Origin of the sequence: Microbacterium sp. ZXX196 (genome assembly GCF_009709595.1) — a bacterium.
GTDB classification, from domain to species: Bacteria; Actinomycetota; Actinomycetes; order Actinomycetales; family Microbacteriaceae; genus Microbacterium; species Microbacterium excoecariae.
Map to the genome: position 1 here is coordinate 14,535 of NZ_WMEE01000018.1, position 24,025 is coordinate 38,559.

The window sequence follows — 24,025 nt, forward strand, 5'->3', positions numbered from 1 at the left end:
AGCGCTCCCCCTCCGCTACTCGGACTTCTTCGGGCGCCCAGGACGGCGCTTCGGCTCCTCAGGAACCACCACGCCCATCCCCGACATGCGCCGCAGCCGCTCGAGGTGCCCCGGGTCAGACACCTCCGCCTCGCCGTCGTGGAACCGGATACCCAGATCCGCGACGACGAGACTCGGGTACTTCTCGGAGCGAACGATCATCCGGCCGCCGCCTCCGTGAGGGTGAGCTTCCCGTGCTTGCGCTGGTTGCCGTACTTGAGGCCGATCTCGCCGTAGATCTGCACCTTGTCGGCCGATCCGGTCTTCGCGAGCGGCTCGGCGAAGAAGTGGCCCTTGCCCGGAATCTCGAGGAACGCCGGCGCCAGCTCCTCGAGCGACACGACGGCGAGCTCGTTCGCCGGCATGTACCGGTCGAGCATGATGTTCGCACGGCCGAAGTCCGTCTCGAACGTCTGCAGGTTCACGCCGCCGACGTTGCGCGTCGACTCCTCGTAGCCCGCGTCCTTGATGAAGATCTTCGTCAGCGCGCGCTTGAGGCCCGCGCCGACGATGACCGTGCGGGTCTCGCCCTCCTGGATGCCGCCGTTCTCCCAGACGGACTGGAACAGGTCGAGGACGACCTCCTCCGTGAGCGCCGTACCTGCGGCGGCGCCGTTCGCGTACTCCGCGGTCGCGACGTTCGTCGTGATCGCCTCAAGCAGGCCACGGGTCTTGCGCGGCGCGGTGTTGTCCGCGGGGCGCGCGTACGTGCCCGTGATGAACGTCTTCTCGACATCACGCGCGACCTGCTTGAACTGCTGGTCAAGCTGCCACGCAAGCTCGTCCGCGGGGATGACGGTGGAACCCACCGTCACCGCGGTGTTGCCGGCGCCTCGCTGACGCGTCGCGCCCTGCTTCGTGTACGAGACCTCCACCGACTCCTGGTGAATCTCGAGCACGTTCGACGCGTTGAAGCGCACACGCTCCTCACCGTCGGGGGCATTGGCGCCCTCGAGGCGCTGACGGTCGTCCTCAGCGTCCCGCAGGTCGTAGCCCTGCCACTCGAACAGCGTCGCCCCGAAGGACTCGCCGCCGGTGAGGCCACCGATCGAGGACAGAAGGGGCGTGTCCTCCGGCGAAGCCGCGAACAGCTCGCCGACGTAGTTCGGCAGGTTGAAAGTCGTACCCTGCCCGGTGATACCAGCCATAGTTTCTCCTCGTTAAGAAGTGGGGAGATCGCCGAGCATCACGGCCTTGAGCTGGGACACCAACTTGGCGTCACCAGCCGCTTCCGCAGCTGCGATCTGCTCCCGAATCGGGACGTTCTCGGTCGACTTCGCCGGGCTCTTGCCCACCGAAGGGACCGGCCGAGGCCCCTGTGAATGTGTGGATGCGAGCGCCGCGACACGCTCCGCCGAAGCGGCAAGCTCTTCCTCCGTGGAACCGTGGACCAGGATCTGGTCCTCCTCGGGGATGCCGTGCTTCGCGATGATGCTGAGCCGAACGAGCTCGAGATCCTTAGCGGCCTGCGCCGCCTCGAGATCAGCGGCACGCTTCTCAGCGGCCGCCAGCCGCTCAGCGGCCTTCTCGGACTCGGTCTTCTGCGACTCGCGAATCTGATCGAGCTCGGTCTTGGCCGACTTGAGCTCGTCGTAATCCGCGTACTTCGCGCGCTCCCGAGCAATGCGGGACTGGATGGCCTTGTCGAAGTCCTCCTGCGACGTGATCGCCTGGAACTCCCGACCCTCCGCTCCCTGCCCGTGGGTTTCTTCCGTGCCCTCAGTGGGGGCCGTCTGCTCCGACATGGAGCCTCCTTGATCCGTTTAAGGGCCGTCCGCCCATGACCGTGGGAACCGCCCACGTGCGGGCACGGAAGAAACTCCATGCAAGTTAGAGAGGCCATCGAGCGCCCTTGCGCGCGTTGCATTTGCTGCACGACGGACGCAGGTTGGCCAAGATGTGCGGACCCCCTGCGGCAAGAGGCTTAACGTGGTCGATCTGTTCAAAAGGCCCGCGGCACATCCAGCACTTGTTGCCAAACATCGCCATGCGGGATTGAATGTCAACACTTCTCAATGTCGAACCCTTGAATCGCGCGCGGCGGCGGGCGTCGTATTCCGCCTTCTTGCCCGGATTACGCGCTAGCCAATCGGAGTCGAGCTTTCTCTTTCGCTCACGGTTCACCAGGGACCACTGCCGGCAATACTCAGGGTCTCGGACGCGGTTCTTGTCGTAGTCGGGGTTCCGTTTCCGGTACTCCTTCATGTACTCAGCGCGTGATTGCGTTCCCATCTCCCCGTCCCAAGAAACCGTGCAAGCCTTGTCAGTGCGACAAACCGAGATCCGCGCGCATCAACCGCGCAATGTTCTTCGTGTTCACCGCAAGATCCGGGCGCAGCTTGAAGAAGTTCCTCCGCCGCATACCCGCCGGCCGCAACTCCCGTTGCAACCGCATCAACTCCTCACGGGCGCGCTCAGCCGCATCCGCATACCCGTCCTGCACCTCCGACGGAGGCAACGGGTTGTCCTCCCACCACGGGACGTTCACGCACGTGCAGTTGTCGTGCCAATGCGTGTCGTCGTACACGGTCGCCTCGACCGTCGTCAGGTACGCACAGAACGCACAGGCACCCGCCCGTGCATACCGACGCACGCCCTGCGACGTCGGATCCTCAGCAGACGAGAGAAGCAACGTCGAACGGTCAGACGCGGCCACATGACCCTGGATCACGTCACCGAGACGAGATAACATCTCCGCCTGCGGCGACAACGACGCATCCGGGTTGAAGATAGGCGCCAGCACCCACCCGAGGTCCGCAGCCAGACGGTCCCCGATGCTCGGCGTCGCCAAGACTGCCCGCGCCCCTGGCTGAGGGCGCTGCGTCTCGAAAAACAACGCCGCACCCTCAGCCGCCACCGGGCCGTACAAAGAGACGAGCTGCCGCGACGCGTCTCGGACCTCAGCGGCCACCGCCTCAGGGGTCCCCGTCAGCGAAGCCGCATACGCGCGAGCGTCAGAGCTCGCCGCCCCCGTTATCTCCTGCAACTGATCCCTGTGTGCTGCCACTTCCGAGAGAAGCATTCGCACCCCCCAGCGAACGAATCGACTGCGCGAAAGCCCGCGCGTCATACCGTTGCTTATCCGACAGCGCGCGTTGGATCTTCTCGTCGTCCCACCCGATCTCCTCGAGCGCAACAACCGAATCCGACAGCCACGGGAACGCGCCCGTGAGCTTCGTCACCGCATCCGCCCGACTCGAAGCCGTAGCAGTCGCCGCCGGCCGGAACTTCGCCTGCAACGACACCAGCTCCGGCGTCACCTCAGACAGGCCATCGCGGATCATCACCGCGTTCTGCCCAATCCGCGACAAAGCCGCCTCGAACACTCGGTTCGCTTCCTCGACCTCATCGATCAGCGACTGCCGAGTGGAATCGATCGCCTGAGCCGAAGACGGGTTGTCCTGAACGATCCCCAGATCATCCAGCGACAAATCCCCCTCGGCGGCCAGCCTGGCCGCGAGCTCGCGCATCTGCTCCGTGTGAGGCTGCTGACTCAGCTGCGGGAACTGCCCCACCTGCGGGAGGTCGCCGTTCTCATCCCGGCCGATAGCCAGCATCCGGCCGATAACCGCCTGCCACGCCGGAATCGGGTTCCCCGCCTCATCGAAGAACGCTTCCTCGTCGGCGCCCAACACGTACCGCTGCGGGGCCGAGTAGAACTCCGCCGTGACCTCGCCACGGAGCGCGGTGCGGACCGCGCTATCCGTGATCGACATGACCGCCCGGCTCACCCGCGAACGACCGAACGGCCGCGTCAGGTCAGGCTGGTACGGCAGAGCCTCGATCGGGGTGCGCCCAAGCGAATGCGGGACGACGTCCTGCACGTACCAGGAAGCGCCCTTGACGCACACCACCGACTCCTCGGGGGTGAACACCGTGAACTCGACCGGCCGGCCAAGCGCATCCACCTCATTCACCAGGAAAGCCGCCCGCAGGCCGCGCCGCGTACGGTCCCACAACGCGGCAGACCACTCAGCCGGATGCCCGAGGATCAACACCTCAGGCTCCCCCATGTCCCGACGGCCCGGCGTCGACGACATGAACGACACCGAGTGCGTGAACGCGGACCGCGTCGCCTGCGCGACCTCGACCCCGAACCAGTTCTCGTTCAACAACGACCGCAGCTCGAACGGATCCTCACTCGACGACGGGAGCACGAACTTGTCGAACACGCACCGTCGCGACGGCACACGCACGACCTTCTCCGGCCACCCGATCACCGTCTCGACGTCGCGCAGCTGCGGCGGAATCGCGATCCCGAGGTCCTTCAGCCGGTTCTTCCCCTCGACATACGACGTGCGTAGCACGTTACGAGGACGCTTCTGTCGCCAGACCTTCACCAGCTGATCCAGCAACTCCTTCGTGTGAGAGTCCATGCCCCGCACATCAGACACCCAGAACTGCGACAGCTCGACAGACGAACTAATCACCGCATCACCGTCGCTCTCGTCTTCCGCCCCGGGGTACGCCTCGAAGTCCGAGCCGCCCAATGCGCCACGCTGAACGCCTCCACAGGCGTCTCATCCCCATCAGGAACCGTCGGCTCCCAGCCCCATTGCCCGTTCTGTCCGCGCCGCTTCATATCCGACACCGCCACTGACGCAGAGAGCACATCACCAGGAACCTCACCCGGATGCGTCACCAAAGGCGGATCCGACTGCAACGCGTCGAGCACCATCGCGTTCGCGCCGAAATACTCCGCCGTCGTCAACGTGTGGATCAACCGCCGCGGCACGCCGCGATCTACGAGCGCCTGGAACAGTCCCGCCGACGCTGCACCGCTCAGCGCGATCATCGCCAGGTCACGCCACCGTTCAGCCAGCCAATCAGCCAACTGCGCAGTACCCGACTCGGCCGGGCCCGAGTATGCAGCGATCAGCTCAGCGTGCACACCGTCAGCGTGCTTGACAGCGCCGGCCGTAGCCACGCGGCCACCGTCTCGGCTGAACACCACAGCGATCGACCGCACACCGTCCGGCGCCTCCTCGACGCCGGACCGGCCCCACACGTCCGCCGGGATAAGCCGCGAGCCCTCCGCGTCATCATCCCAAATGCCCATGCCCTCACGACGCCAGTCGGCGTCCGTGAGCTTCCGCTTCAACCGCATCAGCGACTGCACCGGCGTGCGCTTCGGGAACGACGGGTTCATCTTCCGCCACTGCTTCCGGTCGTCACTCGCCGCGTCACCGTCAGCGCCGAACTCGATCCACGCGCCGTCCTCGAGCGTCCCCGCCAGAGCCTCACGACGCATCCTCTTGAACGTCTCGCTGGCATCCTCAGGCTTCGGAGGAGTCCCGATGTACAGCTGCAGACCGAACTGCGACGTGTTCATCGTCGCGAGCATGTTCGACATGGCCTTGTCGGACAGGATCTGCGCCTCATCGAAGATGAGCACGTCCACGCCAGGAATACCGCGGCCAAAGCCTCGCTCACGAGCACCGAACAGGATGCGGGAACCGTTGTGGAATCGGATCTCCTCGTCCCCCGAGCCCGTGTACACCTTCGCGACGTGAGGACGCACCTTCGCCCGGTCAGCGAACCCCTGAAGCGCAAGGAACGTCTCCGTCGACGTCGCCATGTGATGCGCCGTCCAGATCACCAGAAGGCCCGGCTGATTCACACACAGCGCGAACACGAGGAAGCTCAGCAGGTGAGTCTTGCCGACCTGTCGCGGCAGGCTCATGCCCACCCCGTCGACCATGACCGCGAGCGTCCCGTCCTCCCGCTTCGACAGAATCAAGCGACCCGCATTGTCCTGCCACGGGTCAAACTCCGCACCCAGCTTCTCGACGCACGTCTTCCGCACAGCCGGCCAACCGCTCGAGACAATCCCCGTCGGCACCGACAGGTGCTTCGCCTGCTCAGAAAGCCGCGGCGTCGAGCTCCTCGTCTTCGGCGACGTCGAAGGCATCAGCACCCTCTTCCCGCGCCCGCAGGTCAATGGCCTCGAGCTCCTTCGAAATGTCCTGCAACCGGCGCGACAACGCCGCCAGATCCCGAGGCGGACAATCCGCATCCGACACCGTCTTCGCGATCCGCTCCCGCATCGCCACCAGCAACGCGCGATGATCCCCCAAAGCAGCCGCCTCCGACACCGTCAACTTCCGCGCCGAAACGGGCTGATCGCCCGGCTCAACCGCGCGAAGATTCTTACGACCAGCCATACGAACACCCCCGGGGGTAAGTGGAAAATCGCTACAGATAGATCGGACCTGGCCGCCGGGCGAACCGTGGCTCCTGGGGGGAGGGGGTCCCGGGGTGGGTGTCGAACGGGTGTTCGGGTCACCAGGTGAGGAGGGTGCGTGTGGTGCGGGGTTCGGTGGGTGTGCGCCTGCGGGCGTGGTACTCGGCGATTGTGTAGGTGGCTTTTTCGCCGTTGCATGCTCGGTGCATGAGGTGGCAGTTGTCTCGGTCGTATGGGGATCCTCCGCGGCTTCGTGGGAGGTCTTCGTCTACGACTGGTGAGAGTGGGTGTGGGCTGCAGCCTGTGCAGTTGTTGCCGGGGCAGCGTTTCCCGTGTTTGCCGGGGGTGAATCGGAGTTGTTTGTTGACGGGGTTGCCGCAGAGTGCGCAGTTGTGTTCTTCTGCGTAGACGCGGGCGACGAGTTGTCGGCGTCGGTGCCCGTTGGCGTTGTGGGAGTGGGTGGGCATGGTGTCGCGCCCCCCTTGTTTGAGCAGATTGCTCAGGATTCGCACCCTGTCCGGGTCACCAGCCCCGGGAGGGTTGAGCATCCTGCCCTACATACACCCGGCACCCCTGGTCAGTCTGCTGGGCTCGTGTCCCTGCGAACCTGCCCGGTGGGGTGGGTTCTGACCCATTCCCTGTTGCGGGCGTCGTCGGCAGCATGGGTGTCTTCGCAGGCGGTGAGGGCGAGGTGACTGGTGTACTCGCCGCCGCATCCGGTGCAGTTCATGCCCAGTGTCCTTCCCGGCGTCCTCGCTCGGTGATGCGTTGCAGCCACCAGGTGGCGCAGATGGCGTCTTCGAGGTGGCGGAGGGTGCGGGGGTCGCTGGTGCCGTACTTTGCGACGGCGTGCGCGTGGTGGTCGTGTGCGGCGAGGGCCACCGTTGTGGCTCTGCGGCGTGCGACCCGGTACGTGGTGCAGGTGAACTCAGTCACAGTCCGCCCCAATATCGTCGGGCTCGCCGGTCAGGAGGTAGTCGCCCTCGCCGTCGAGCATGCTGGGGTTCGTTTCAGCGCCACACATGATCCCGTCCCTAAGTGTTGGTACGCGGATGCTTGCCCACAGTTAGAGGACTGTGAGCGATTGCAGGTCAGCCCGGTCGCCCACGTTGTTAGTGAACAACTTGTTACAAAAAGCGCCCGCCGCACTCGCCCGGCTCTGCTTGTGTGTGTCCGGGGTTTGGCGGGCGGGAGTGTTAGTCGGGCTCCACGAACCGGAGGTCGTGGACACGCTTCCCGCGAATGTTGAACGTCGCGATCCCTGCCGGCGACCATTCGCCCGTGAGGTTCGTGAACCAGGGCGATCCGGCGTCGAACATGGGGCAGGAGATGATCTCTCGGCCCCTGGACCACGTGTATCCGGGCTGGTGGAAGTGGCCGTGGCAGACGATGCTCGCCCCTCCCATCGGGGAGCGTGACGACGCGGCCTGGTTCGCGACCCATTGCGGGATGCGGTCGACGGTCTTCGCGTGGTGTCCGTGCGTGAACGCGACCCGTGCATCTTCGACGTCGACGTACGTGATGACGTCGTACTTCGTCTCCGGGTAGGCGAACTCGATGTTGAGGTTGGCGTCTCCGAGAAGGTCGAACGCTTCTTCGACAGTCTTCGCGATGCCGATGCCGTGATCGCCCCAACCGACCTTGCCGGCCTGGTTGCGGACCTCGCCGTGGTTCGACGGGACCGCGGCAACGATCGTCTTCCCCGCGTAGGGCGCGAGAGTGAGGATCGTCTGTGTGAGTCGGCGCTGCCAGAGGCGCAGCTGGTCGGGGAAGTCGAGCGTGTTCGTCGCGATCTGGTTCGGTGCGGACGATGTGATGCCCTCGATCGGGTCGCCGTTGTCGGCGATGATGAGGACCCTGGGCCGCTCGGCTTTCACGATCGAAGCGACGTGCGCGAGCGCGTTCTCGTATCTCGACTCGAGCGTTTCGGGGCTGTCCGCGTCGGGACCGTCCTTGCCGATCTGCCCGTCAGCGATGCAGACAACCTTCGGGAGACCGTGCGCGAGCCCGCGTGCTTTCGGCTTGACCGGCCGGATGAGCTCGGCGAGTTCTGCAGCTGCCGTGTTCTCGTCGGCCGTGATGCGTTCGAACTGGAAGAAGAACGAGTACGTATCTGCACGGTCGTGGTGTGTCTTCGTCCACTGTGAGACTTTGCCGGTGATGCGGAACGCGGTCGGGTCGAGCCCTGCGAGTCGCAGTAGCTCGTCGTAGTCCGTGACGATCTCGCGGACGGCACCGGTCGCGGCCGTGCCGCCGTGCTCGTCGAACTCGGCGTGTTTCTGGTACTTCTTCGGCGGCGTCGGCACGCTGAGCGCGTTGATGTCGTCAGCGAGTGCCATTACGGTATGCCTTCACTGTTTCGCGTGTGCACGGGATGCCGTGCTTGCGGAGGGTCCGCAGGAGCGGTTCGGCCTGGATCGCGTCGTCTCGCATGGCGTCGATCACCCCGGGCGCTTCGTCCGGGTGTGCTGCTGCCCAGGCCTTGAACGTCTGGTATGCGGGCTTGAGGGCCGCGATGTCGTCGAGCACAGCCACGGTGTGCGCCTCCCAGGGGTACGCGAAAACCCCGGTATGCGGGGGCGGGCGTGGAGATGGGCAGATTCGAACTGCCGTGTCCGCAGGGACCGTTCCCGCACCTGACTGTGCGGGCGGTGTGCGGCCGCCCCGTCACCCTCGCGCACCTGTTGGTGTCGAGGGCGCGGGGCGTGGCCGCGTTTAGGGGTGTGGAGAGACTTGCGTTTAGACCTGCAAGCACGGTCCGGTTGGCCTTCTGGGCTCAACGTCCGCTCGGCAGGGGTCGAACCTGCACGCCTCGTGGGCACCGGAGTTTGAATCCGGGGCGTCTACCTGTTCCGCCACGAGCGGGCACGCCCACGGCCCGAAGACCGTGGACGGCGTACAGCTGGGGTTGGCACCCCTTCACCCGCCACTGCGGCGTGGTGGCCACGCGCGGGTCAGCGCGCCGTGCGCTGATCGTTCGCCAGCATCCGCCGATACGGCATCTGGCTACCCCTGCCCGTGCACGAGCAATCGGATGGGGTCGTGGAGCTGCGCGGAGTCGAACCGCGTGTGGCCGCAGAGGCTTGCGCGAGGTCATCGGCTCGGCGCATTTGAGCGTACGGGCTTACCGTGTCAGCCCCGGATGCTCGCCGCGGCTTGACCCGGCTCGAGCGTGTGAAGTTGGTGTCTTTGGGCACGAAAAAAGCCCACCATCCGTGGGGTTGGTGAGCGGCTAGTGTGAGATTCGATCGGCGGCTAGACGCAGTTCTCGATCCTCACTAGTGAGTGTAACAGTTTTCACCCATTCTTTCGAGGCCTGCCGGGGAGTGCTTTCTCGGCGTGTCGCACGTCGGAGAGTTTCAGCCACAACGCGCGGCCGGGTCTCATCGTCGCGACTTTCCCGTCACGCACCCACTGGTAGATCGTTTTCCGGGTGCGTTTCGTGATCTTCGCGGCTTCGCTGACGGTCACCCACCCGTTAACTCGCATGCCTCAGGCGTTTCATTTCGTCGCGCATGATGGCGAGGCGTTCGGCGAAGTCCCGGTCGTCTTCCACCTGCCCGCATTCGGCGCATCGGACGACGGTCTCATCTCCGGGGACTTGGGGCGGCTGGTAGACGAGGGCGATCATCCCGCAGTGAGTGCACCGCACGTCTTCGACGTCGTGGGGTTTGTCTTCCATCGGCCACCGGTGTGCAGCGGTCTGCACTTCCCTGGTGAAGTCGATGGCGACCTGCCACCCGGTGGTGTCGTTGGCGATGTCTTCAAGGTCGGGCCAGTGGCGGAGCTCGCCGGCGAGGCTTTCGATCTCGATCGCCGCTATCTGTGTCGCGGGCATCCCCAACGCGGGTTCCGTTTTCGCTGTTCTCCCCTCGTCGACGCTGATGCTGTAGTTCCCTGCGTCTCGGAGGAACGGCACCAGCACGAGCGAATAGGAAACGGCCCACTGGAATGATCTCCACTGGGCCGTTGTCAGGTATCCGAACTCGCCATGTCCGTCTGCGGTCAGTTCATCCACGGTTACTCCTCGTCTTCAGCTTGGGGCGGGCCACGATCCGGCGCGGTTCCCCCGTGTACACGCGGAGCACCACCCCCCGCCCGTAAGTCATGACCCCTTCGTACGCGCAGCCCGCTCGAGTTCTCACAGCTCGCGTCCCTTCTCCCGCTGGTCCTCACCCTCGGCGCGGGTCCCGACGCTCATCGTGAACCCACCATCGACCGGTGTCATCTGTTTTGCCTGCTCGACCAAGGACCCGAAGAACTCAGGATCCGCGTGTCCCTCGATCGTGATGCGGAAGTACTCCGCGCCGCTCATTGCTTATCCCTCCCGTTGATGTTGTTGGCGAGCTCGAGGAGCACGTCTGCGTGACACGGCTGGATCCGTTCAGGCATCGTGTCCCCCAACCTCGTGACGCACCGCGTAGATGCGGCTATGCGGGTGGCGAGGCTGGTCGAACCCCGGCGGAGCCCAGCACGTCACCGTGGTCTTGTTGACTCGAATCACGCGATGCCACTCGGCATGCCCGCGCGTCACGACCATCACCGCAATCGCACCCTTCAACGCGGCCGGGTCGACCGGTTCCGAGGGGATCTCGGCTGCGCGCGCGGCATGCTTCGCCTTCTCGATCTCCCCCACGAGCAGAGCGCGTTCCGCGTTCTCCCGGCGCACCCGGTTGAGGTAGGTCGTTAGTTCCTTGTTGAGCCTCGCCTGCGGCACATGGAAGCGCCTGGACTGCATGCCCGGGTCGGTGGAGGTGAGCTGGTGAGCGGCGTCCCAGGCGGCGAGCGCTTCCTCTGCTCGCTGCACACGGACGTGCGCCTCCTCGATGCGGCTCATTGCTCGCCGCCAGCCTCGTGGTCGGGCGCGAGAAACAATCCCGGCAGCGGCTTGCCCGTCAGTATCAGCGACCGGACGTCTTCGAGCACCTCGAGCACCTCCGCATTGGCCCACGACAGATCCGGGTCGAGATCCGCGACGTTGTCGATCGCCTTGTCGACGTAGGCCAGGGCATCCGCCGCGCTCACTGCCGACCACCAATCTCGTGGCTGGTGGTCTCCCCGCGGGCGATTTGGAGGATGTTCAATGCGTCAACCTCGCGGTCAAGCGGATCCCACTCTCCTGCACCATGCGCAACCACGTACTCGATCACGTCGGCCAGGCTTCGTACTGCTGTCGCACCGATGCCGAGCTGTTCACGGGCGAACGTCTCTTCCGGGTTTTGCTCGGCGTGGATCTCGGCCATGCGGTCGAGTAGAGCGGCCGCGGCCCTCAGCTCGTCAGGACTCATCACGCACCTCCCGGATGACGTACAGCGCATCCCCCTGCGCGATCGCGTAGGACTCGTGGTCAATGACCGGCCTGTCGTCGTCGAGCGCCCACTCGGTCACCGCCGCCAGCGCGTCGAGAGCGTTGGCACCCGAGCGCATAGCCGGGACCTGTCGAGCCGCATCCATTGCCCCCAGAACCTTTTCCTGGACCCGAGCTTCATGCCGCAGCCGCTCCGCCGTGGCCCGCATCTCGGCGGGCGTCATCTGGTCAGCCACGACGCACCTCCCTCTGTCGTGCCTCGTCAGTCACGAGCGGCATCAGGGCGTCCACCAGGCACTCACCGTGGAAGTCCCATCGCCACTCTCGGTGGTCACCCTCGGGAGCGCCACTAGTGCGTTCCCCATGCCTTCGTCGGAAGAACACGAATGCCTTCTTCTCGGGCTGGTTCGGGCCGCTGGTCGGTGCTGCCCCGATGTTCAGCGCCGACCAGTCGCGGTGCCCGTACTCGTCCACAGGCTTCCCGCAGAGATCGCACACCTTCACGAACTGCGTCGTTGGCCGACTCTGGTGGCTCATCGGCGCACCTCCCGTGCAGCGAGGAGGGCGGCACGGGCGTCCGCGATGTTCCCGTCGCTGTAGTACGTCAGGTCCGGTGCCGGACTGAAGTGTCGCGCTGATCCGTTCCGCTCGCGCACCGATAGCTCGCGAGCATTCAGCGCCGCCAACACCTCGGCATCGCTCGTCTCCCGTGTGTCCTGCTCGGACGCCCAGACAGCGCCCGCAATGAACGCCCGCTGTGCTTCCTCGTCGTACCCGTAGGGGTCACTCCACGCCTCGCCAGTCTCCCCAAACGGGTCATCCACGAGGTGATTCGACGGCCACCGCCGTTCAGCTTCCTGTCGTGCGTCAGTCTCGATGCTCATGTGAAAACCTCCCAGGGCGATACGGCGCGACGCAAGATTCTCGAATTCCTGAACGGGCCTGTCAGGGGACCATCGAGTCGGTGTCGACCGTGCATCTCCTCCGCATCTTCAAGGTCTTGTGCCTCGTAGATGAGCGGGGTCCAGTCCTCTTCGGCGGTATCTCGCGGCATGTGTCCATTGTCGAGCGGCCCGTCGTAGCGCTCGATGTAGTGCCCGAACTCCCAGGCGCCCGTGTCATGAGTTGTGGCCCGCTCGATGCCCTCGCGGATGCTCTGACTCTCTTGGTCGCCGTGCGCCCTGCTGACTTCGTAGGTGCTCACAGTCCTGCCTCCTTCTCGATGTGGTCAGCCCGGGAGAGGAGGAAGTCCTCAACAGGCCGGTGCCCGAACGGTGCCCCTGCGTCCGTGTAAGCCTGCAAGTCGGCGTGCGCCTCCCGCAGCGCATCGGCTCGCACCTTCGCGTCGTGCTCGGCAAGCCAGCGTTGGAACTGGTCGTAGCGTTCGAGTCGATCCGCCTTACTCGCGCCCGCGTCGCCCTCGAACCCCTCCATCCAGCGTGCCTCGATCTCATCCGTCGTCGGCGTGAACTCAGCCACGGTCACTTCCCCCCCTCCGGCACCAGGCGAACCAGGCCGCCCTCGTTGGCGTGAGCGTCCTCGGCCCATTCGCGAGCCTGGCCACCGATATACGTGGCCGTCCAGTGGAACGACATCCACTCGCCGTCGGAGTCGAGCTGATACAGGCGATCTTGACCGGGGTCGTCCTCGAAGTCCTTCGCGACGTACACGCCCGGCTCCGTGGGGAACGGCACCTCCCGATACGCCTCCACGAGGGTCACCTCGGGCGCGGTCGGGCGGACGCCAAGCCATTCAGGCCCGGCAAACAGACCGCCATACTCGCCCTCTCGGACTCGCCCTTCGAAGGCCACCTTCCCGTGCGCGTCCTCCACGACGAGCTTTGCCCAGTCGCCCTCGCGCAGGTCTTCCTTACGCTCGATCTTCATTCGGTTCGACATCAGTCCCCCTCCTGGTCTTCGTAGGTGCCGCCCCAGTCGGCGGCGAGGCGTACAGCCTCGGCATGGTTGTTCGTGCGGACCCCCGGTTCGTCCCGGGACGTGTAGACCACGTAGCGCTCGGTCATTAGAACGGCGTTTCGGTGTTCGCCCACGCGTCCTGTGCGGCCGTATGCGGGGCGTTCTGAGGTGCGGACGACCAATCACCCGCCTGGGGTGCTCCCGTCCCCGTGACGCCCGCCTGGGGCGTCTCCACGCGGGGGATGATGCCCAACGTCCCGAACTTGATCCGCAACTGCGCCGCCGGCTGACCATCCCGCGTCGTGAACACACGCACATCCGGGACACCCTCGATCGTCACGAGCGTGCCCTTCCGCACCTGCGCGGCAACCGCCTCCGCCGCCTGCTCCCAGAACGACGCCTGCACCCACAACGTCGGGCCCGCGTCCTCCCACTGCCCCTGTGCGTTCCTCCGGCGCGGCGTGTGCGGAACAGACACGTTCGTCACCGCACGCCCCTCGTGGTACCGGAGCTCCGGGTCCTGCGCAACGAATCCCTCGATCTTCACTTCGGCCTTGCTCATGCTGTCCTCCTGTCGTGCCCCACCCGGTCGGTGGGGCTGTTTCCGTTCGCCTAGGCGACCCACGCGGCCCGCCCAAGCTGGTGTTCCATCTGGTGAGCCCGTAGGCCCGTTGTGTCGCCGCCCTGGGTCACCGCGGCAGCACCTTGAGGTGTGTTGCCTGCGCCGCGAGCGCGGGGAACTTCGTGCGGTTATCGGCGCTGCACGCCTGCTGAACCAGCCACACCGTCACCTGCGCCCGGTCGTCGTTCGCCCGCGGAAGCACCTGGATCCCGTTGTGAGTGACGACGCTCACGCGACCCCCTTCCACGAATGAGGGCCAGGCGTTTGCCTGACCCTTGACCTGTACTCGGCGTTCAACCGTTCGCGTTGACGCCGTGCCTCCGCCCGTTCACGCAACGCCCGCCGTCGTTCCATCTCCTCGATGAACGCGTCCGCGTCGGCGACCTGCTCGGCGTGCGACATCGCGCCCCGCCGTGCGGGTGTCACCGGGAATTCCCGACCCCATTCCGGCGTGATCGCCTCCGCCTTCACCTTCTCGACCCACTCGTCATGAGTCACAGCGCCCTCACCTCGCAGAAGTTGCACGTGCCGTCCGGGAGCCACCGATGCTCACGGCCCTCCCGTTGGCAATCCACACGACGAGGCGACATCGTGCCGCCCTCCACCGCACGCCTCGACTGCTTCACCCGCTGCACGACGTGCGCCGGCATCATCCACCTGCCCTCGTCGCGGTAGTGCGCCTTCATCGCCTCCGTCGCCGCGGACAGGTCGATGTCCACCAGGACCTCCGCCCACACCGTCGCGGTCTCTCGGTCGACCGTGCGCCCGTCAAACGCCGAAGCCAGCGTCAAGAGCTGGAACGCTTCTCGCGTATTCATCGCCGAACTCCTCTCGATACCTGTCGGCGTTCTGCGCCGCCTTCGACTTCTGCCCGCCACCGCTCTTGCGTTGCGCGTCGAGCCGCAGCTGGTCGTACTTCTCCCGCAGCTTCGAAGCGCTGAGGATGTTCGACCGCCAGAACGTGTCCTTCGCGCTCCACCGGATCGCGCCGGCAATGTCGGCGGCGGGAATGTGGTCGCGGTCGAGCATCAGCCGGATCGCGTCGCGGTTCGCTTTGTTGCGCTTCGGCTTCTTCGCACCGTTCGCTTCGATCTCCGCGTCGAGGAGGTCCAGGAGTTCTTCGACGTCGTGTCGTGGAGTCGCTTCAGCGACTTCCGACGAGAGAGCTTTAGCTCTCTTCCCCTGTTCCCTTTCCCCTGTTCCCTTTCCCCTGTTCCCCTGTTCCCCTGTTCCGGGGGGCACTTTTCCTAGGGAACGCGAGGAAAATCCGCCACTCTCCGCGGTAGTTCCTCCGCCGCCAGGAATCCCCTGGTCAGACGAAGAATCAGGATCCGTGGCGCGCGGGAACTTGTCCCCCGCCCGACGCTCCGTCTTCTGATGCTCCGACCACGACGGAATCTCGTAAAAACGCCGCCCGCGGTTCGTGTAGAACTCCACCTCGAACGCGTCGCGAACTTCCGCGAGAAGCCGAGGAAAATCCGCGTCAGTGCACGGAGATTCCGAGTCATGCGGGAACGCGAACCCCAACAGCTCCCGCGGCGTCCACTCCGCACGACCGTAATCGTCCGCCCAACTCCACATCGCGATGAACAACAGCCGAGCCCACGGAGACGCCGCCGCCGTCGACGGGGACCGCCAGAACTCCGGCTTGATCGTCCGAATACGAGCCATCAGACCCTCACCTCCCCAACGTGACGTTCGGCTCGAACTCCCGGTGCAACATCCGCAACACCATCGACTCGCGGATCTTCCCCGAAACCCCTGCCCACTCACGCGTGATCGGAATGCCCTCACGCTTCGCGAAGCCCCGCACCCGGTCCACCGACCAACCCACGGACTCCGCAACCCACCTGGGCGGCACACCCTCCACAAGGAACGCCCTCACCTGCTCGTCACTCATCACCAGTCACGACCCGCTCGAGCGCGATCTCCGCGAGAACACCGCGCATCTTGTCCGCGAACCACGCCGCCTTCGGGTAACGCTCCGGGTCGCCCGCATGCAGCTCCGCCTTCTCGATGAACTCCTCCACGGCGTCCTCCGTGTCATCAATCACCCGCGGGTCAAGCAACGCCCGCCACCAGTCCGGGTGATCCCGCCGGCTCTTCACCGCCTGCGACACGCACCGCTTGAACTCCTCATCGGTCATCGCCTGCAGCCTGCTGATATCCATTGCTTCTCCTAGAACACCGCCGGACCCACCCGGCGCCCATCAGTCGTCAACCGGACGAGCACACCGTTCGCCTCGAACGGCACCTGCTCATCCGTGCGCTTCTCGTACTGCGAAATCGCCCACCCCGCCGGTGGGTCAGCGGAATGCGCCCGCCCGTGACACCCCGTGTGATTCCCCCACCCGCACAACGCGACGAGGTTCGACACCGTGTGCTTCCCGCCCCGTGACCTGAACCGGCGGTGATGCAACTCGAGGGGCGCGGTTCGCCCGCACCCCTCGCATTTACCGTCCGCCCGGCCCTCGACCAGTGCCCTCACCCGGGCAGGGATCGCTCTTACCGGTGACACGCGCACTCCCGGTTCTTCGCGCACATGCCCGCGTAGGGAACCCAGCAGCAGCCGCGCTTGCACGGCGTGGGTACCGGGCGCGGGGCCGTGTCCGGCGCGTACCGGGTCATGCGGCATCCCCCATGTCGAGCAGGTCGAACAGCGCACCGGACGAGGAAACTTCGGGGTCGGGGTCGGGGTCCTGCCGTGCATCCCGCTCGTCGCGTCTCCGCTTCGTATCCGCGTACAGGTCGACCGCCCCCAACGGCACATCAGCGCCCTGCACTGCCCGCCCGTTATTCGGCTGGATCGCCGTCAGCGCACAACACAGAGAGAACATCTCCATGCGGCCATCGCTGATCGGAATGCCCCGCTGTAGATCGAGTAGCACCTGCCGGATCGGCTTCTCGAACGAGGTGCTGTAGTCGTTCGGCGCCCCGAAGACATGCACCGCATGATCGAAGTGGTTCGAGCTGCCCGAATCACGGGAATAGACCCCGTTCGAGTCCGGGATGCCGTAATGCATCTCCCAGCAGTCCAGGCACAGCGCGAACGTCTGCTGCGCGCTCATCGGACACCACCTTCGATCAGGACCGCGAACGTCTCGGCGGTCATCGTCACGTACTGTTCGGCCGGGTCCGCCGTGCCGCGTTTCTTGTGCATGACGACACCGATCAGGGCGTCGTCGTTGCCACGCTCGACCTCCGCTTCCCGCAACCACGCGGGCAGTGCAAGGGTCGCCGTCGACTTGCACTCGATGACGACCCGGTGACCATGCAGGCGCACACCGGCAATGTCGCCGCGGTCCTTCGCACCGGTCTTCACACGCCGGTCGATACGGTCGTCGTCGAGTCGGGACGCGAGCCAATCGGCCTGAGCCCGCTCGAACGCGGACCCCGCCTTCCTCGCCGAGGTGCGCGAACGACGCCGCGCGGGCACACTGGAACTGCTCATTTCGTTACTCCTGGATAGGGAATGTCTTGAGTGAGGGGCCGGTCCATGAGCTAGATGGACCGGCCCCGGTTCGTGGTCACCGGAATGCGCGGTGGACTGCCTGGGCGAACTTCATGGCTTCCTGCCACGTGAGGTTCCGGGCCACGATCCGCGCAGGACTCACGACGACGGCATACGACACCGCGAACGGCCGCCGACGGGATGAGAGGACGACCACGCGAGGGCTCACGACAGCTCCCCTTCCTGCACGATCAGGCTTTCCGGTTCCTCGTCGACGCGCGCGATCTGCACCTCGTCCAGCCCGGCGACCTGCGAGGCTTTGTTCTCGTCAGCCTCGATGGCCCGTCCCAGGTCCGTGGACTTCGGGAGGAACTTCGCCAGCGCGCGCACAGCGGTTTTCTTCGCCATCTCGTCCTCGTGGGTCTGCCACGGGGTGCCCTTGTCCCAATAGGACGGCCGGCGGGCGAGGACCTGTGCTCTCGTGAGGTACACCCACGTGGTGCCGCCGCCCTTCATGCGCGCCGACGCGACGACACCCACCCAGGGGCGGTCCTCGTCGAAGTCGCGCGGCTGCCAGTCGTAGAACATGCCCCGGTCCGACGACGCCCCGTAGGAGAAGTCGTCCCCCTCACGCACGAGGAACGCTTCCACGTTCAGCACCATCTCGGACCTGAGGACGAGCTTCACGAACCCCTGGTAGCCGATGATCGGCAGGCACACGTCGCGGCCCTTGTCCTTGCGAGGGGTGAGGTAGAACTCCCCCAGCCCCGACCCGATCTCCAACTTGAGTTGCGCGGCGAGCATCACCCCGCCGAGGACCGTCTTCGGGTCCGCCGACATGAGCTTCGGCTGCTTCGTGATCTCCGACAGCACGGCACGCACGAACGCATCCGAGTTCATCGCCCCGCCGAGTTGACGCTCAATCGCGCCCCGCTGCGCCTCCACGAGGTCCTTCATCGTCGGATTCGACTTCGCCGCGACCGCGGCCTGCGACAGGTCCGCGCTCACTCTGCGCCGCCTTCCGGCCAGCGGGCATAGAGACGCGCAACCCGGCCGCTCTTGGACCCGCGGGCAGTCGCTTCAGCGCCGTACTTTTTCAATAGGGTTGCCGTGCTTGTGGTTACGTCCTCCCCGACCAGCGCCCACTGGCCAGGGCGGGTTTTCAACTCTTCGATCACCATCTGCCACTTGGTACGTCCAGCGATTTTCGAGTTTGCAGTCTCTTCCGGCTCTTCCCACTTGATTCCCACTACTTCGTTCCCTTCGTTTTGACTAAGCGCATTACCTTGAAGTCCGCGCCCTGTTTCGTGTACTCCGCGGCGAGATCCGGGTGGTCCTCCCGGAACGCCTTCGCATCGAACGACTGCCGTCCCGCCTGCGTCTTGTAGGTGAGGACCCTCCGGCCCTCGTGCGTGAGCGCCTCCGCGGTGCCCATGTAGTTCGCGATCACCAGCTGCAGGGCGTCGGCTTCGGCCTTCTGTTCCTTGATGTCGGACAGCAGCACCGCGCGCCGGTCGACGGCCTCCAACGCCACCTCAGATGCCTCCACCTCCCGGCCTGCCTCGGTCGGGAACACCTCCGCGTTCTCAGCGAGCGTCGACGGCACCGGAGGGACACCCGCCTGCACGTTGTCGTGCCAGAACGACTCGACCGCGGGAATCATGTGCTCGCGAATGAACCGGTCATCACGCGGCTCCCAGATCGCCCGAAAGTCACGCGCCCCAATCCGCACCACCAGCAACGCCCGGGGAGCGCCCGACACGAGCATCTCCGCCTGCACCTGCACCCGGTACTGCGTCGGAATGCCCTCGTCCCACTTGTGCGACGTGTACTCGTGAGCGGTCTTCAACTGCACCGGGATGCCGTCAGCCCACCGATCGAACGACGCATGGAACATCGGGTGCTCGATCGAGCGCGCCATGAACCCGTCGGTGAGCGTCAACCCGAGCCCAGAGAACCGGTCGATCCACTCCGAGATCGTCGGCTCGTCCTTGTGCCCCAGCCACGCCAGCAGAGGATCGATGTCATGCCCGACGCCCTGCTTCGACTTGTACACGTCCAGCGGGGTCTGCCACGGATCCAGGCCCATGACTGCCGCGACCTCCGACGCCCCCACCGACGACTGCCGTTCCCGCAGCCACTCCTCCGTGTCCGGCGTCACGTCCACGACGGTGTACGTCACGACGCACCACCATCGGGGGCACCGGGGCGCACCGCCTGGGCGTTCACGAGATCCGTCACCGCGGCCATGAACTTCCCCGCCGTGTCGGCGGTCGTCGCGACCCGCTGAATCAGCGACGCCGCGTGCTCGTCTTGGAGCCGCATCCCGATCACACCAGCAGCGATGTGGAGCGCTTGGAGTTCAGCTCTCAGGTCAGTTGCTCGTGCGATCACTGTTTCCGCGGCGGAGTCGTAGTCCGTCATCGCGACACTCCCCATACGTAGAGGGCGAGCACCCCGACCACGAGGAGCTCGCCCGAATTGACACCCGGTGACGCGGCAGCCATGCCGACCGGGATGGATAAGCCCACGGCGAGGACCGCGGGCCACTTACGCTTCACGTTCGCGGGCAAGGTCTTCCTCACACCCCGCACACGAGAGGACACCGTGCGCATTACGCCACACGGTGTCCGATTCCCACCCGCAGAAGTAGCACTCATCCATCAGCCCTCCCCGCCCGTGAAGATCACGATCAGCACCCCAGCGATCGCGGGGAGGAGGATCGTCGCCGGCCCCAACCAGACCGTGAACCGCTCCCGCCTCGTCGCCGGGACGATCGTGTGCGCGATGTGTTCCGACGCGGGCTTCGGGGCGAGACTCATCCCATCCACACCCGCACCAGTGAACGTTCCCTCTTCCATGACGTGCTCCTCTCAGTAGGCGGGGGTCGGGCTCGGCGGTCGCCGATGCTGTCCGGAATGGTGCCCAACCCCCTCGTGCCCCCGGCGCGAATCGAACGCGCACACTCCCGACAACGACGCGGGGGCGGTACTGCTACTTGAAATCTGTGATCCGCTCGATCGCGAGGCGATCCGTCCACGAGTAACCCGATTCGACCGACACCGACTTTGCATTCACGCGCACCACCCGGTGCCAGACGAATGTCTTCACGAACCGCGCACCCTTGAGGTCGGCAGCAGTGAACCGAACACGCTCCGCCTCAGCGACACGGGCTTCAAGGCGCTTCACCCTGTACGCCCACTTCTCGATCCGCTCCGTGGCTTCCTTCCATGCCCTGTACGACGAATCGAGCGCCGACCTCACCTGCTGTGCGGCACGCTGATTACCAGACCCGCCGAACCCCGGGATGCCGCCGCCGAGCGCCCGGGCGTCCTCTTCGCGCCGATCCGCGACGCGCATGGCCTCCTCAGCGGCTTCCAGGCGTTCCCGGGCATGCGCCAACTTCGACCGCAACTCGTCCACATCACTCACTCGTGCACCTCTCCTCGTCGTCTCCAAGTGCGCACCCGTGGGCTCGAACCACGGCACGGCAACAGCCACCGACCACTCATGCGCTCCGCCAGTCATGCCCGGACTGGTCACGGTCCAGCGCCCTTATCCCGCGAACGGGGTCATCGGCACTGCCTGGTTCTCTCCACACCCCAACAGCCGCGCATCCCACCAGCGCAGGCCCGTCAATCGGGTGTTCTATATCGACTCAGCACCTCCATAAGTGGGCCTCGGGCGGCATCACAATCCGGCGCTGATGTGTAGTTGTGCGACCCGATTTCGGCATCGCTCGTCCACGCCCCCGTCGAAACGGGGGACGCGGGACACGGATCACGCCCCGTGCGGCGGGCGGCCCGCTACGGCGCGATCGACCGTTCAGGTCTTTCCGAGGGGCGCGAACGGAGCCAGCGCTCGCCCTCTTCACGCATGATCAGCGGCTTGTGATCCACGTAAGACGGGACCAACTCGCCCCGCTCGATGTGCTGCCGGACCTTCTCCTTCGACAGGTCCACGGCGGCCGCGAAGTTGTCCAGCGAGTACGCCAGCTTGTCGAGCTTGATGTCGCTCACGCCGTCACCTCCATGCTCGCGAATCGGAATGAGCGCGCTCATGCGAGGAGCTCCTTCGGCGTGAAACCACGAAGGCCACCGGCCGTCAGAAGCTCGCGCACCGACACGTCACCCTCACGGGTGTGCGTCTGCACGGGAACCTCACGACGGCCGGTGGCCTTGTGGAGAGTCTGGGAGTTGGCCTCCCGGGGGCCTCTTCTCTGCGTCATGTTTGGAGCGTAGCACTTCATTTTTAAACTAGGCAAGCCAATCAGGAAAAATTCTGGCTCATGTATGAACCAGGACGCGTCTAGACTGGAAGCATGGGACGCCCACCGAAGAAAACAAGCGAGTTCGACGCGAAGCTAGGCGCTGTCGTGCGGTCGAAGCGCATCAAGCGCGGGATATCGCAAGCCCAAGCTGCTGAAGCCTCAGGGGTCCCGCTCTCGAACTACCAGCGCCGCGAGGCCGGAACGAATGAGATCACCGTCTCCGAGCTCAAGCGGATCGCTGCGGTTGTAGGGGTCACCGCCGCGGAGATGGCGGACGAAGCGTTGAAGGACTTCGGTGGCATCGACAAGCTCATCGCCGAGCATGTTGGAATGTCGGCGACTCCTCCTAGTCTCGACGAACACCGCCAGCAGAAGGCGGCCGAGATGCTCGTCGATGAGCTGGAGGGACAGCCGCGCAAGGCGGCCACGTATGACACCGATCTGGAGAAGCCCGAGCCCGAGCTTCCGTAGAGGGAGCGCTTACGACCCGTGGGAGCATGCCGACGCTCTCGGCATCGCCGTGCTGATCCGTCCCCTACGTAGCGTGCACGAGCTGTGGCTTCCCGACCACCACACGCTCGTCCTCCGTTCAGGTCTGCGGCACGCGTCGCAGCGGGTCGCGCTCGCCCACGGGGTCGGCCACGCGGCCCTGGGGCATGCCGACGATCGCCCCAAACACGAAAAGCAGGCCGACCAGTTCGCGGCCCGGAATCTCATTGACCCGGACGAACTGGCCGACCTGCACAGGTGGTGCCCCGACGAGGGGCGGCTCATTCAAGAGCTGGGAGTGACGCGGCGGATCCTGCGGGCGTACCTGGCGGAGTGAGCAGGGCGCTGAACCGCTCGAGGGCGTCTGTCAGACGGGCCTGGTTCCCACGCGACTTGTAGGCGCGTGACATGGCCCGTGTGGAATGGCCCACGATCTCGATGATGAGGTCTTCTGGGACGCCGGCGAGGTAGAGCAGGTCGACGGCAGTGTGGCGCAGATCGTGGAGTCGGACGTAGCGTTCTTGCCCGAACGTCTCCCGGAGGAGCGCCCCCCATGCGGCGGTGTCTTGGTCCGGGTCTCGAGGGCGGCCCTTCTCGGAGAACATCAGGCCCTTGGGGTGGTCAGGCTCGGCTGCCTGCCGCTCGAGGATCGTTTTCAGCGGCTCGACGAGCGGGAACGTGCGCCATCCTGCCTTCGACTTCGGTCGGGTCCAGTACAGGCCGCCCGTGACGTGCCGGTACTCGAACCCGCGAGGCACTGTGACGCCCCCGTCTTCGTCTTTCTTGAGGCGTTGCATCTGCCACGACAGGTCCAGGATGCTCCCGACACGGTCGAGCTCGAGGCCGATCACTTCGCCGCGGCGCGCGGCCGTGAGTAGCGATGTTGCCCAGCGAGCACCGTCGGGGCGTTTAGCGCATACCTCGAGGAGACGCAGGGACTCGTCGAGTGTGAGCACGTCGAGGTCGATGACGTCAGCGCGGGGGGCGTCGACCAGCTCGGCGGGGTTGCGTGACAGGTGGCCTTCGCGTTGCGCGATCTTGAAGGCGCGCGACATGATGCGGTGCGCGTTGAGCGCGTAGGTGGATTTCCCGCCGCCTCCGATGATGAGGTCGTGGACTGTTCGCACGTCGCGGGGCGTGATCTTGTCGAGTTTCTTCCCAGCCCCAAGCCCGGGGACGATGTGGTTCTTGGCTGTCGAGGCGTACCCGCGCAGCGTGTTCGGGCGGAGTTCCTTGGCCGCGATGTTCGCGAGCCAGTACGTGAACCACCCCTCGACGGTGATGCCCGCGGTTTGCAGGTCGCCGGTTGCTTCGAGCTCGCTCTGGAGCTTCCGCAACTTCGCGATCGCGGTGCGTTTGTCCTTCGATCGGATCACCTTGCGCCGGCGTTTCGTCGGGTCGTACCGGGGCAGCTCGACTGCTACCGTCCAGAGCCCGTCGCTCGCCTTGTAGATGGATCCTTCGCCTTTGCCTCGCGTCATGGCCGTCATTCCCGTGTGCGCTGTTGGTGGTCCTCCCCGTCTCCGTCGTCGGGCGTGGGTCTTCTCCTGCGCGGGTGGGCGTGGTTCACGGGTCTTCTCCTGGGTGTAGCCATTGGTGTAGCCATTAGTTTTGGCTCCTATGGTTCGGTGTGGGCTTGTTTGAATCAAGCTACACCAATCATGACCCACCAGGGACCACGCATGCCCCAATCCTTACGACTGAAAATCGAAAGGTCACCGGATCGACGCCGGTCGGAGCCACAAG

At 65.5% G+C, this 24,025-nt stretch carries 42 protein-coding genes and 1 tRNA gene; 2 read left to right on the plus strand and 41 right to left on the minus strand.

Annotated elements, in window-relative coordinates; genetic code table 11:
- Positions 1–15: 15 nt before the first annotated feature.
- From GJQ66_RS11515 to GJQ66_RS11705, 40 genes are all read right to left on the minus strand, one after another.
- Complete coding sequence (locus GJQ66_RS11515; RefSeq protein ID WP_155049511.1) at positions 16–201, minus strand: hypothetical protein; 186 nt, start codon at positions 199–201, stop codon at positions 16–18.
- Entirely contained in the window at positions 198–1,187 is a 990-nt protein-coding gene (locus tag GJQ66_RS11520; RefSeq protein ID WP_155049512.1) for a DUF5309 family protein, read from the minus strand. Before GJQ66_RS11520 ends, GJQ66_RS11515 begins: the two co-directional genes overlap by 4 nt.
- Positions 1,188–1,199: 12 nt before the next feature.
- Entirely contained in the window at positions 1,200–1,784 is a 585-nt protein-coding gene (locus GJQ66_RS11525; RefSeq protein WP_155049513.1) for a DUF4355 domain-containing protein, read from the minus strand.
- Between the two features lie 85 nt (positions 1,785–1,869).
- Positions 1,870–2,271, minus strand: coding sequence for an HNH endonuclease signature motif containing protein (locus tag GJQ66_RS15415; protein ID WP_155049514.1), 402 nt, complete (start codon positions 2,269–2,271; stop codon positions 1,870–1,872).
- Between the two features lie 31 nt (positions 2,272–2,302).
- Positions 2,303–2,950: a hypothetical protein gene (locus tag GJQ66_RS11535; protein ID WP_155049515.1), complete on the minus strand. Its 648-nt coding sequence runs from the start codon at positions 2,948–2,950 to the stop codon at positions 2,303–2,305.
- 43 nt (positions 2,951–2,993) lie between these two features.
- Positions 2,994–4,529 (minus strand): phage portal protein, encoded by a 1,536-nt coding sequence (locus GJQ66_RS11540; protein WP_155049516.1) that lies wholly within the window; start codon positions 4,527–4,529, stop codon positions 2,994–2,996.
- Positions 4,466–5,950 carry a terminase family protein gene (locus GJQ66_RS11545; protein ID WP_155049517.1) on the minus strand — a complete coding sequence of 495 codons (1,485 nt, stop codon included), beginning with the start codon at positions 5,948–5,950 and terminating at the stop codon, positions 4,466–4,468. Before GJQ66_RS11545 ends, GJQ66_RS11540 begins: the two co-directional genes overlap by 64 nt.
- Positions 5,901–6,203, minus strand: a complete 303-nt coding sequence (locus GJQ66_RS11550; RefSeq protein ID WP_155049518.1) for a hypothetical protein — start codon at positions 6,201–6,203, stop codon at positions 5,901–5,903. Before GJQ66_RS11550 ends, GJQ66_RS11545 begins: the two co-directional genes overlap by 50 nt.
- 1,216 nt (positions 6,204–7,419) lie before the next feature.
- Positions 7,420–8,562 (minus strand): hypothetical protein, encoded by a 1,143-nt coding sequence (locus GJQ66_RS11555; RefSeq protein WP_155049519.1) that lies wholly within the window; start codon positions 8,560–8,562, stop codon positions 7,420–7,422.
- A complete protein-coding gene (locus GJQ66_RS11560; RefSeq protein ID WP_155049520.1) occupies positions 8,549–8,758 on the minus strand; it encodes a hypothetical protein in 210 nt (69 codons plus the stop codon). The genes GJQ66_RS11555 and GJQ66_RS11560 overlap by 14 nt, the downstream gene beginning before the upstream one ends.
- A gap of 247 nt (positions 8,759–9,005) precedes the next feature.
- Positions 9,006–9,088: transfer RNA gene (locus tag GJQ66_RS11565), tRNA-Leu, on the minus strand.
- A gap of 432 nt (positions 9,089–9,520) precedes the next feature.
- A complete protein-coding gene (locus GJQ66_RS15420; protein ID WP_155049521.1) occupies positions 9,521–9,712 on the minus strand; it encodes a helix-turn-helix domain-containing protein in 192 nt (63 codons plus the stop codon).
- A complete protein-coding gene (locus GJQ66_RS11575; protein ID WP_155049522.1) occupies positions 9,702–10,241 on the minus strand; it encodes a hypothetical protein in 540 nt (179 codons plus the stop codon). Before GJQ66_RS11575 ends, GJQ66_RS15420 begins: the two co-directional genes overlap by 11 nt.
- A gap of 123 nt (positions 10,242–10,364) precedes the next feature.
- On the minus strand, positions 10,365–10,538 hold the full coding sequence (locus GJQ66_RS11580; protein WP_155049523.1) for a hypothetical protein: 174 nt from the start codon (positions 10,536–10,538) through the stop codon (positions 10,365–10,367).
- A gap of 69 nt (positions 10,539–10,607) precedes the next feature.
- Entirely contained in the window at positions 10,608–11,060 is a 453-nt protein-coding gene (locus GJQ66_RS11585; RefSeq protein ID WP_155049524.1) for a hypothetical protein, read from the minus strand.
- Positions 11,057–11,248, minus strand: a complete 192-nt coding sequence (locus GJQ66_RS11590) for a hypothetical protein (RefSeq protein WP_155049525.1) — start codon at positions 11,246–11,248, stop codon at positions 11,057–11,059. Before GJQ66_RS11590 ends, GJQ66_RS11585 begins: the two co-directional genes overlap by 4 nt.
- Positions 11,245–11,466 carry a hypothetical protein gene (locus GJQ66_RS11595; protein WP_155049526.1) on the minus strand — a complete coding sequence of 74 codons (222 nt, stop codon included), beginning with the start codon at positions 11,464–11,466 and terminating at the stop codon, positions 11,245–11,247. Before GJQ66_RS11595 ends, GJQ66_RS11590 begins: the two co-directional genes overlap by 4 nt.
- Before the next feature lie 34 nt (positions 11,467–11,500).
- Complete coding sequence (locus tag GJQ66_RS11600) at positions 11,501–11,767, minus strand: hypothetical protein (protein WP_155049527.1); 267 nt, start codon at positions 11,765–11,767, stop codon at positions 11,501–11,503.
- A gap of 297 nt (positions 11,768–12,064) precedes the next feature.
- Complete coding sequence (locus GJQ66_RS11605) at positions 12,065–12,415, minus strand: hypothetical protein (protein ID WP_155049528.1); 351 nt, start codon at positions 12,413–12,415, stop codon at positions 12,065–12,067.
- Complete coding sequence (locus GJQ66_RS11610) at positions 12,412–12,735, minus strand: hypothetical protein (protein WP_155049529.1); 324 nt, start codon at positions 12,733–12,735, stop codon at positions 12,412–12,414. Before GJQ66_RS11610 ends, GJQ66_RS11605 begins: the two co-directional genes overlap by 4 nt.
- A complete protein-coding gene (locus tag GJQ66_RS11615; protein WP_155049530.1) occupies positions 12,732–13,010 on the minus strand; it encodes a hypothetical protein in 279 nt (92 codons plus the stop codon). Before GJQ66_RS11615 ends, GJQ66_RS11610 begins: the two co-directional genes overlap by 4 nt.
- A gap of 2 nt (positions 13,011–13,012) precedes the next feature.
- Positions 13,013–13,429, minus strand: a complete 417-nt coding sequence (locus tag GJQ66_RS11620; RefSeq protein ID WP_155049531.1) for a hypothetical protein — start codon at positions 13,427–13,429, stop codon at positions 13,013–13,015.
- Between the two features lie 124 nt (positions 13,430–13,553).
- A complete protein-coding gene (locus tag GJQ66_RS11625; protein WP_155049532.1) occupies positions 13,554–14,009 on the minus strand; it encodes a single-stranded DNA-binding protein in 456 nt (151 codons plus the stop codon).
- Positions 14,010–14,136: 127 nt separating this feature from the next.
- Positions 14,137–14,301 carry a hypothetical protein gene (locus tag GJQ66_RS11630; RefSeq protein ID WP_155049533.1) on the minus strand — a complete coding sequence of 55 codons (165 nt, stop codon included), beginning with the start codon at positions 14,299–14,301 and terminating at the stop codon, positions 14,137–14,139.
- Positions 14,298–14,567: a hypothetical protein gene (locus tag GJQ66_RS11635; RefSeq protein ID WP_155049534.1), complete on the minus strand. Its 270-nt coding sequence runs from the start codon at positions 14,565–14,567 to the stop codon at positions 14,298–14,300. The genes GJQ66_RS11630 and GJQ66_RS11635 overlap by 4 nt, the downstream gene beginning before the upstream one ends.
- Complete coding sequence (locus tag GJQ66_RS11640; protein WP_155049535.1) at positions 14,564–14,887, minus strand: hypothetical protein; 324 nt, start codon at positions 14,885–14,887, stop codon at positions 14,564–14,566. Before GJQ66_RS11640 ends, GJQ66_RS11635 begins: the two co-directional genes overlap by 4 nt.
- Complete coding sequence (locus tag GJQ66_RS11645) at positions 14,838–15,740, minus strand: hypothetical protein (protein WP_155049536.1); 903 nt, start codon at positions 15,738–15,740, stop codon at positions 14,838–14,840. Before GJQ66_RS11645 ends, GJQ66_RS11640 begins: the two co-directional genes overlap by 50 nt.
- Before the next feature lie 7 nt (positions 15,741–15,747).
- The gene (locus GJQ66_RS11650) at positions 15,748–15,969 is read right to left on the minus strand and encodes a hypothetical protein (RefSeq protein ID WP_155049537.1); all 222 of its coding nucleotides are present in this window, start codon (positions 15,967–15,969) and stop codon (positions 15,748–15,750) included.
- Entirely contained in the window at positions 15,962–16,240 is a 279-nt protein-coding gene (locus GJQ66_RS11655) for a hypothetical protein (protein ID WP_155049538.1), read from the minus strand. Before GJQ66_RS11655 ends, GJQ66_RS11650 begins: the two co-directional genes overlap by 8 nt.
- A gap of 8 nt (positions 16,241–16,248) precedes the next feature.
- Entirely contained in the window at positions 16,249–16,779 is a 531-nt protein-coding gene (locus tag GJQ66_RS14125) for an HNH endonuclease (RefSeq protein ID WP_306461819.1), read from the minus strand.
- On the minus strand, positions 16,694–17,137 hold the full coding sequence (locus GJQ66_RS14130) for a hypothetical protein (RefSeq protein WP_196215876.1): 444 nt from the start codon (positions 17,135–17,137) through the stop codon (positions 16,694–16,696). Before GJQ66_RS14130 ends, GJQ66_RS14125 begins: the two co-directional genes overlap by 86 nt.
- The gene (locus tag GJQ66_RS11665) at positions 17,134–17,520 is read right to left on the minus strand and encodes a hypothetical protein (RefSeq protein WP_155049540.1); all 387 of its coding nucleotides are present in this window, start codon (positions 17,518–17,520) and stop codon (positions 17,134–17,136) included. Before GJQ66_RS11665 ends, GJQ66_RS14130 begins: the two co-directional genes overlap by 4 nt.
- A 225-nt stretch (positions 17,521–17,745) precedes the next feature.
- Positions 17,746–18,528, minus strand: a complete 783-nt coding sequence (locus GJQ66_RS11670; RefSeq protein WP_155049541.1) for a recombinase RecT — start codon at positions 18,526–18,528, stop codon at positions 17,746–17,748.
- Complete coding sequence (locus GJQ66_RS11675) at positions 18,525–18,770, minus strand: hypothetical protein (protein WP_230379552.1); 246 nt, start codon at positions 18,768–18,770, stop codon at positions 18,525–18,527. Before GJQ66_RS11675 ends, GJQ66_RS11670 begins: the two co-directional genes overlap by 4 nt.
- On the minus strand, positions 18,770–19,702 hold the full coding sequence (locus GJQ66_RS11680) for a YqaJ viral recombinase family protein (RefSeq protein ID WP_368732922.1): 933 nt from the start codon (positions 19,700–19,702) through the stop codon (positions 18,770–18,772). The genes GJQ66_RS11675 and GJQ66_RS11680 overlap by 1 nt, the downstream gene beginning before the upstream one ends.
- Positions 19,699–19,944, minus strand: a complete 246-nt coding sequence (locus GJQ66_RS11685) for a hypothetical protein (RefSeq protein WP_155049543.1) — start codon at positions 19,942–19,944, stop codon at positions 19,699–19,701. Before GJQ66_RS11685 ends, GJQ66_RS11680 begins: the two co-directional genes overlap by 4 nt.
- 239 nt (positions 19,945–20,183) lie before the next feature.
- Positions 20,184–20,381 carry a hypothetical protein gene (locus GJQ66_RS11690; protein WP_155049544.1) on the minus strand — a complete coding sequence of 66 codons (198 nt, stop codon included), beginning with the start codon at positions 20,379–20,381 and terminating at the stop codon, positions 20,184–20,186.
- A 133-nt stretch (positions 20,382–20,514) separates the two neighbouring features.
- Positions 20,515–20,952, minus strand: a complete 438-nt coding sequence (locus GJQ66_RS11695; RefSeq protein WP_155049545.1) for a hypothetical protein — start codon at positions 20,950–20,952, stop codon at positions 20,515–20,517.
- Between the two features lie 374 nt (positions 20,953–21,326).
- The gene (locus GJQ66_RS11700; RefSeq protein WP_155049546.1) at positions 21,327–21,581 is read right to left on the minus strand and encodes a hypothetical protein; all 255 of its coding nucleotides are present in this window, start codon (positions 21,579–21,581) and stop codon (positions 21,327–21,329) included.
- Positions 21,578–21,748 carry a hypothetical protein gene (locus GJQ66_RS11705; protein ID WP_155049547.1) on the minus strand — a complete coding sequence of 57 codons (171 nt, stop codon included), beginning with the start codon at positions 21,746–21,748 and terminating at the stop codon, positions 21,578–21,580. The genes GJQ66_RS11700 and GJQ66_RS11705 overlap by 4 nt, the downstream gene beginning before the upstream one ends.
- 93 nt (positions 21,749–21,841) lie before the next feature.
- Here GJQ66_RS11705 and GJQ66_RS11710 point away from each other — a divergent pair, with 93 nt between their 5' ends.
- Together GJQ66_RS11710 and GJQ66_RS14135 are read left to right on the plus strand one after the other, a co-directional pair.
- On the plus strand, positions 21,842–22,261 hold the full coding sequence (locus GJQ66_RS11710; RefSeq protein ID WP_155049548.1) for a helix-turn-helix domain-containing protein: 420 nt from the start codon (positions 21,842–21,844) through the stop codon (positions 22,259–22,261).
- A 49-nt stretch (positions 22,262–22,310) separates the two neighbouring features.
- Entirely contained in the window at positions 22,311–22,616 is a 306-nt protein-coding gene (locus GJQ66_RS14135; protein WP_196215877.1) for an ImmA/IrrE family metallo-endopeptidase, read from the plus strand.
- Here the strand turns inward: GJQ66_RS14135 and GJQ66_RS11720 are convergent.
- Positions 22,561–23,760 carry a tyrosine-type recombinase/integrase gene (locus tag GJQ66_RS11720; RefSeq protein WP_196215878.1) on the minus strand — a complete coding sequence of 400 codons (1,200 nt, stop codon included), beginning with the start codon at positions 23,758–23,760 and terminating at the stop codon, positions 22,561–22,563. The two genes, GJQ66_RS14135 and GJQ66_RS11720, sit on opposite strands and share 56 nt — an antisense overlap.
- Positions 23,761–24,025 lie beyond the last annotated feature (265 nt).

Bases quoted from the DNA above. Each gene is read 5' to 3' on its own strand.
- GJQ66_RS11515 (WP_155049511.1), bottom strand. From the start codon at position 201: ATGATCGTTCGCTCCGAGAAGTACCCGAGTCTCGTCGTCGCGGATCTG.
- GJQ66_RS11520 (WP_155049512.1), bottom strand. From the start codon at position 1,187: ATGGCTGGTATCACCGGGCAGGGTACGACTTTCAACCTGCCGAACTAC.
- GJQ66_RS11525 (WP_155049513.1), bottom strand. From the start codon at position 1,784: ATGTCGGAGCAGACGGCCCCCACTGAGGGCACGGAAGAAACCCACGGG.
- GJQ66_RS15415 (WP_155049514.1), bottom strand. From the start codon at position 2,271: ATGGGAACGCAATCACGCGCTGAGTACATGAAGGAGTACCGGAAACGG.
- GJQ66_RS11545 (WP_155049517.1), bottom strand. From the start codon at position 5,950: ATGCCTTCGACGTCGCCGAAGACGAGGAGCTCGACGCCGCGGCTTTCT.
- GJQ66_RS11550 (WP_155049518.1), bottom strand. From the start codon at position 6,203: ATGGCTGGTCGTAAGAATCTTCGCGCGGTTGAGCCGGGCGATCAGCCC.
- GJQ66_RS11555 (WP_155049519.1), bottom strand. From the start codon at position 8,562: ATGGCACTCGCTGACGACATCAACGCGCTCAGCGTGCCGACGCCGCCG.
- GJQ66_RS15420 (WP_155049521.1), bottom strand. From the start codon at position 9,712: ATGCGAGTTAACGGGTGGGTGACCGTCAGCGAAGCCGCGAAGATCACG.
- GJQ66_RS11580 (WP_155049523.1), bottom strand. From the start codon at position 10,538: ATGAGCGGCGCGGAGTACTTCCGCATCACGATCGAGGGACACGCGGAT.
- GJQ66_RS11585 (WP_155049524.1), bottom strand. From the start codon at position 11,060: ATGAGCCGCATCGAGGAGGCGCACGTCCGTGTGCAGCGAGCAGAGGAA.
- GJQ66_RS11595 (WP_155049526.1), bottom strand. From the start codon at position 11,466: ATGGCCGAGATCCACGCCGAGCAAAACCCGGAAGAGACGTTCGCCCGT.
- GJQ66_RS11605 (WP_155049528.1), bottom strand. From the start codon at position 12,415: ATGAGCATCGAGACTGACGCACGACAGGAAGCTGAACGGCGGTGGCCG.
- GJQ66_RS11620 (WP_155049531.1), bottom strand. From the start codon at position 13,429: ATGTCGAACCGAATGAAGATCGAGCGTAAGGAAGACCTGCGCGAGGGC.
- GJQ66_RS11625 (WP_155049532.1), bottom strand. From the start codon at position 14,009: ATGAGCAAGGCCGAAGTGAAGATCGAGGGATTCGTTGCGCAGGACCCG.
- GJQ66_RS11640 (WP_155049535.1), bottom strand. From the start codon at position 14,887: ATGAATACGCGAGAAGCGTTCCAGCTCTTGACGCTGGCTTCGGCGTTT.
- GJQ66_RS11645 (WP_155049536.1), bottom strand. From the start codon at position 15,740: ATGGCTCGTATTCGGACGATCAAGCCGGAGTTCTGGCGGTCCCCGTCG.
- GJQ66_RS11650 (WP_155049537.1), bottom strand. From the start codon at position 15,969: ATGAGTGACGAGCAGGTGAGGGCGTTCCTTGTGGAGGGTGTGCCGCCC.
- GJQ66_RS11655 (WP_155049538.1), bottom strand. From the start codon at position 16,240: ATGGATATCAGCAGGCTGCAGGCGATGACCGATGAGGAGTTCAAGCGG.
- GJQ66_RS14125 (WP_306461819.1), bottom strand. From the start codon at position 16,779: ATGCACGGCAGGACCCCGACCCCGACCCCGAAGTTTCCTCGTCCGGTG.
- GJQ66_RS14130 (WP_196215876.1), bottom strand. From the start codon at position 17,137: ATGAGCGCGCAGCAGACGTTCGCGCTGTGCCTGGACTGCTGGGAGATG.
- GJQ66_RS11665 (WP_155049540.1), bottom strand. From the start codon at position 17,520: ATGAGCAGTTCCAGTGTGCCCGCGCGGCGTCGTTCGCGCACCTCGGCG.
- GJQ66_RS11685 (WP_155049543.1), bottom strand. From the start codon at position 19,944: ATGACGGACTACGACTCCGCCGCGGAAACAGTGATCGCACGAGCAACT.
- GJQ66_RS11690 (WP_155049544.1), bottom strand. From the start codon at position 20,381: ATGGAAGAGGGAACGTTCACTGGTGCGGGTGTGGATGGGATGAGTCTC.
- GJQ66_RS11700 (WP_155049546.1), bottom strand. From the start codon at position 21,581: ATGAGCGCGCTCATTCCGATTCGCGAGCATGGAGGTGACGGCGTGAGC.
- GJQ66_RS11705 (WP_155049547.1), bottom strand. From the start codon at position 21,748: ATGACGCAGAGAAGAGGCCCCCGGGAGGCCAACTCCCAGACTCTCCAC.
- GJQ66_RS11710 (WP_155049548.1), top strand. From the start codon at position 21,842: ATGGGACGCCCACCGAAGAAAACAAGCGAGTTCGACGCGAAGCTAGGC.
- GJQ66_RS11720 (WP_196215878.1), bottom strand. From the start codon at position 23,760: ATGACGCGAGGCAAAGGCGAAGGATCCATCTACAAGGCGAGCGACGGG.